The following is a 4,971-nucleotide window of genomic DNA, read 5'->3' as shown; positions in this document are numbered from 1 at the left end:
CGCCTCGGCGGCGTCGGCCATGGGGGACGCGCTGGAATCGGACTCCGCCAGCACGGGCGAGCCCGCGGCCTCCTGCTCCTCGGCCTCCGGCACCTCGGCGGCTTCCGGCAGGTCCTCGCGGCGGCGGCGGCGGCGGCGCGGACCGGCCGCGGCCTCGCCGATCACGGCCTCGAGTGCCTCCTCGGTGGACTGGTGTCCGTGACGGCGCTCCCGCTCCAGGCGCGCGCGCAGCCGTGCGACGTGCTCGTCCGGCAGCGGCGTCATGTGGCTGCGGACGGGGATGTCCATCTCCCGCAGGAGGTGCACCAGTGCCTCGGAGGAGACGTTGAGCTCCTTAGCTACTTCGTACACACGCATATCGACCAGCTTCCTCCTGTGCTTATTCCTGCGGAGACGAGATCACGTCCGCCAGCTCGGCGGCGCGTCCGGCGAACCCCCGGTTCGTTAGACCGACGGCGGACACCGCGCCCTTGCCCAGGGCGGCGCCCAGACGCTCCCGGTCGAGGAGGACCCGGTAGGGCACTCCCCGCACCTCCAGGAGCGGGACCAGCTTCTGCTGCTGCGTTTGCGAGGCGTCCGCGGCGAGGATGACGTGAGCCACCTCCCCGTCCCGGATACCCCGGCGCACGGTGTCGGTGCCCGTGACGACCGCACCCGCGCGGGCGGCGAGGCCCAGGAGGTCCAGGAGAGCCTCCTCGGGGGGCCTCGCCGCCCGTGGGGGCGCCTCGTCGCGCCGGCCCCGCGGGGTCATCCCTCGGCCGGGTGCTCCTCGGCCTCCAGGGCCTCCGCGTGCTCCGGGGCCTCCGCGGCCTCGCCTTCCTCCTCGTCCTCGACCGTCAGCTCGTCGATCAGGGAGAGGATGTGGTCCGCTTCCGCGGGCCCGACGCCGGGGATGCGGAGCAGGTCTTCCCGCTCGAGGTCGATCACGTCAAAAAACGTACTATACCCGGCCGCTTCCAGCGCCGCCAGGGTCGCGGGCGCCAGCGCCAGCTCGCGGAGCGGGAAGTCGGTGGACTCGTACTCGCCGCCGCCCCCGCCGAAGAGGGCGAGGTCGGCGCCGCGCTCCAGCCACTCGCGAGAGCCGTACAGGTCCATCTGCCACCCGATGAGCTGCGAGGCCAGGCGGACGTTCTGCCCGTTGCGGCCGATGGCCAGCGAGAGCTGGTCCTCGTCCACGATGGCCGTCATCACGCGCCGCTCGTAGTCGGAGATCACCTTCGCGACCCGCGCCGGGGCGAGGGAGCGCTTGGCGAACACCTCGGGGTCCGGGTGCCAGGGGACGATGTCGATGCGCTCTCCGCCCAGCTCCTGCACCACCGCGCGGACGCGGGACCCCTTGAGCCCCACGCAGGCGCCCACCGGGTCGATGGACTCGTCGCGCGAGGAGACCGCCAGCTTGGTGCGCCCGCCGACCTCGCGGGACACGCCGCGGATCTCCACGATCCCCTGCTGGATCTCCGGGACCTCCAGCTTGAAGAGCGAGGCCACGAACATGGGGTCGGCGCGCGAGAAGATGAGGCGCGGCCCCTTGGGCGTCTCCTCGACCTTCTTGAGCACGGCGCGGATCGCCTCGCCCTGGCGGAACCGCTCGCGCGGGTTCTGCTCCTTCCAGGGGATGATGGCGTCGGCGTCGCGGGAGCGGTTCAGCAGGAGGACCAGCTTGCCGCGCTCCACCTGCTGCACCTCGCCGGAAAGCATCTCGCCGACCCGGTCCTCGTACTCGTCGCGGATCTTCTGGCGCTCGCCCTCGCGGACGCGCTGCAGGATCCGCTGCTTGGCGGCCATCACCGCGTTGCGGCCGAACTGCTCGAACTCGACCGGCACCTCCTGGATGTCGCCGACCTCGAACTCCGGGTCGTCCCAGCGCGCCTCTTCCAGCGACACCTCGCGGGAGGGGTCCTGCACCTCGGCCACGACCTCCTTGAGGACGACGATGTCGATCCTCCCGGTGGCCTCGTCGATGACGATCTCGGCCTCGACGTTGGGGCCGTACCGCTTCGCGAGGGCGGCGAGGATGCCGTCCTTGATCAGGTCGTGCAGCTCTTCGCGCGAGATCGACTTGTTCGCCGTCATCTCGCGGAAGGCCGCGATAATCTGAGACGCGTTGTTCATTGCCGGATGCCTGCCGGTGATGTCCAGTGAATCCCGCGGGGCCGCGCTCGGCGGCCCGTCACCAACGAAAGACCAGGTTCGCCCCGGAGACCTCGGCCAGGGGGACCTCCACCTCCTCGCCGTCCTCCAGGCGGAGCCGCACCCGCTCGCCATCCACGGCGCCGGAGAGGCCCAGGAGCACGCCCTCCAGCTTCCGGGCCCGCCCCGCCAGCGGCTCCTTGCCGCGAAGCCGCACCTCGGCGCCGGCGAAGCGCTCCCAGTCGCGTCGGCGGACCAGCGGACGCTCCACCCCCGGCGAGGAGACCTCCAGGACGTAGCGCTCCGACAGGTCCTCGCGCTCGTCCAGGTAGGGCTCCAGCGCGCGGCTCACGGCGGTGCAGTCGTCCAGCGAGACGCCGGGCTCGCCCGGGCGGGAGTCGGGGCGGTCGATGCGGGCGCGGAGGATGGGCCGCGCCCGGCTCCCCGCGCGCTCCAGCTCCACAAGCTCGAAGCCCATCTCCTCGATGCGCCGCTCCAGCTCGGCGGGCAGAGTGTCTTCGGGCACGTGCGCCTCCCGCATCCCCGGTGCTATAGAAAACAAAAAAGTGGGGCGGCTGCACCCCACTTGCAACGGCGATCCACCCCGGGGGCGCCCGCCCAGACCGCATCCTCGGGAATATAGCCGGGACCTGCGGGAACTGCAACCCTGGCGGGGCGGGGCCCGCGATGGGCGTCCGCGGCATGGCGCCTGCATCACCGCCGCCGAACTCGCGAAGGCTCTGGAGACGGCTCTGCTTGCGTGCACCGGCGTGTGGAAATACCTTACTCGGCTCCGTAGCCCCCTGTTTTCACACGGCTTAACGCCCTGCCGGCGACCCCCCGGGAACGTCTGCAGCTTCTTTGCGAGAAAGTGATGGCCTTCGGCTGGCTCAAGTCGGGAAGCTTCATTCCGGTCAACGACATCGCGGTTGACCTGGGGACGGCGAACACGCTCGTTTACGTGAAGGGCGAAGGGATCGTCCTGAACGAGCCGTCGGTGGTCGCCATGGAGAAGGCGAGCAACCGGATCAAGGGGATCGGCCTGGAGGCGAAGCGGATGCTCGGCCGCACGCCGGAGGGCGTCACGGCAATCCGCCCCCTCAAGGACGGGGTGATCGCCGACGTGGACGTGACGGAGATCATGCTCCGCTACTTCCTGACGACGGTGACCTCCAAGCGGTTCCTGAAGCTCAAGCCGACCATGGTGGTGGGGGTGCCGTCCGGGATCACGGAGCTGGAGCGGCGCGCGGTTCGGTCGAGCGCGCACGCGGCGGGCGCCAAGGAGGTGTACATGGTCGCCGAGCCCATGGCGGCGGCGATCGGGGTGGGGCTCCCGGTGGAGACCCCCACCGGGAACATGGTGATCGACATCGGCGGGGGGACCACGGAGATCGCGGTGATCGCGCTTTCCGGGATCGTCTGCGACACGTCGATCCGGGTGGGCGGGGACGAGATCGACAACGCGATCGTCACCTTCCTGCGCAAGAACTACAACCTGATGATCGGCGAGGCCACGGCCGAGGCGGTGAAGATCCAGATCGGCTCGGCCTTCAGCACCGGCGAGGAGCGCGAGATGGACGTGAAGGGGCGCGACCTCGTGTCCGGGATTCCCAAGACGGTGCGGGTTCACTCGCAGGAGATCCGCGAGTGCATCCAGGAGCCGATCCAGGCCATCGTGGAGGCGGTGCGGCGGGCGCTGGAGATCACGCCGCCGGAGCTGGCCTCCGACATCGTGGACCGGGGGATCGTCATGACGGGAGGGGGGGCGCTGATCCGCGGGCTCGACGTGCTGATCGCCCGCGAGACCAACCTCCCGATCCACGTGGACGAGGAGCCGCTGACCTGCGTCGTGCGCGGGGCGGGGCGGATCCTCGACGACATCGAGAAATACCGCGGAGTGTTGACAACCTGAGCGCGTTCAGACCGTACCTCAGCGGAGGAGGCGAGCGCGGCCGGAGGCGTGACCTGGCGCTCGCCGGGCTCTTCACGCTCGTGGCGCTCTTCCTCCTCGTCCTCCCCGACCGGTACCGCCAGGCGACCGCGGGCGCGATCCGGGGGACCGTGCTCTACCCGGTGATCGCCATGCAGCGCGGCGCCGTGGACCGCGACGGCCGCTTCGCGGACGCGACCGCGATCCGGGCGGAGCGCGACAGCCTGGCCGCGTTCCTGGTGGGGCAGGCGAGCCTCGCCTCCGAGAACCGGCAGCTCCGGTCCCTCCTCGGGATGCGCGAGCGCCTCCCCAGCTCGTTCGTGTCGGCGGAGCTGGTCCGCCCGGGCGGCTCGGCGCCGCCAGGGACCTTTCTCCTCACCGTGGGCGCGGAGGACGGGGTGCGGCCGGGGTCGGCGGTGGTGACCTCGCAGGGGCTCGTGGGGATGGTATCGGAGGTGTACCGGGGGAACTCGGTGGCGTTCGACTGGACCCACCCGAACTTCCGCGCCAGCGCCGTTTCGGAGGACGGGGAAACGTACGGGATCGTGGAGCCCCGCAGCGGCCGGGGCGGGGAGCGGCTCCTGGCGCTGACCTCCACGGCGCTGCACACGGTGCCGGACTCGGGGGCGACCATCGTGACCTCGGGGAGCGGCGGCACCTATCCGCGCGGGATCCCCATCGGCAACGTGGTGGGGACGGAGAGCGTGGCGAGCAGCTGGCAGCGGATCTACCTGATCCGCCCCTTCGTGTCGCCGGCGGAGATGACGCACGTGCTGGTGCTCGGCGAGGCCCAGGCGGGGGCGACCGACCGCGACCTTGCGGCGGCGTGGGGGATCCGCCTCCGCGAGGGTCCGCCGCCGGACTCCATCACCCTCCCGGTGGCGCCGCCCCCGCCGGCCGCGGCTCCCGCC

6 protein-coding genes are annotated in these 4,971 nt (G+C 71.5%); 2 read left to right on the top strand and 4 right to left on the bottom strand.

Annotation, left to right across the window (positions count from 1 at the left end; genetic code table 11):
- The 4 genes from VGR37_05135 to rimP all read right to left on the bottom strand — a co-directional run.
- Positions 1-351 (bottom strand): hypothetical protein (locus tag VGR37_05135; GenBank protein ID HEV2146778.1); only part of this gene is annotated, 351 nt, incomplete at its 3' end.
- 28 nt (positions 352-379) lie between these two features.
- On the bottom strand, positions 380-751 hold the full coding sequence (locus VGR37_05130) for a ribosomal L7Ae/L30e/S12e/Gadd45 family protein (protein ID HEV2146777.1): 372 nt from the start codon (positions 749-751) through the stop codon (positions 380-382).
- Positions 748-2,112, bottom strand: a complete 1,365-nt coding sequence (gene nusA, locus VGR37_05125; GenBank protein HEV2146776.1) for a transcription termination factor NusA — start codon at positions 2,110-2,112, stop codon at positions 748-750. Before nusA ends, VGR37_05130 begins: the two co-directional genes overlap by 4 nt.
- A gap of 58 nt (positions 2,113-2,170) precedes the next feature.
- Positions 2,171-2,656, bottom strand: coding sequence for a ribosome maturation factor RimP (rimP, locus tag VGR37_05120; protein ID HEV2146775.1), 486 nt, complete (start codon positions 2,654-2,656; stop codon positions 2,171-2,173).
- A gap of 348 nt (positions 2,657-3,004) precedes the next feature.
- Here rimP and VGR37_05115 point away from each other — a divergent pair, with 348 nt between their 5' ends.
- A complete protein-coding gene (locus VGR37_05115) occupies positions 3,005-4,042 on the top strand; it encodes a rod shape-determining protein (GenBank protein ID HEV2146774.1) in 1,038 nt (345 codons plus the stop codon).
- 80 nt (positions 4,043-4,122) lie between these two features.
- On the top strand, positions 4,123-4,971 hold an 849-nt coding region (mreC, locus tag VGR37_05110; GenBank protein ID HEV2146773.1), incomplete at its 3' end, for a rod shape-determining protein MreC.

The organism is Longimicrobiaceae bacterium, from assembly GCA_035936415.1.
Lineage (GTDB): Bacteria > Gemmatimonadota > Gemmatimonadetes > Longimicrobiales > Longimicrobiaceae > JAFAYN01.
This window is presented reverse-complemented; position numbering and strand designations above follow the sequence as displayed.

What these genes read in the sequence shown, in the direction of transcription:
- VGR37_05130 (HEV2146777.1), bottom strand. Translation starts at nt 751, where the DNA reads ATGACCCCGCGGGGCCGGCGCGACGAGGCGCCCCCACGGGCGGCGAGG.
- nusA (HEV2146776.1), bottom strand. Translation starts at nt 2,112, where the DNA reads ATGAACAACGCGTCTCAGATTATCGCGGCCTTCCGCGAGATGACGGCG.
- VGR37_05115 (HEV2146774.1), top strand. Translation starts at nt 3,005, where the DNA reads ATGGCCTTCGGCTGGCTCAAGTCGGGAAGCTTCATTCCGGTCAACGAC.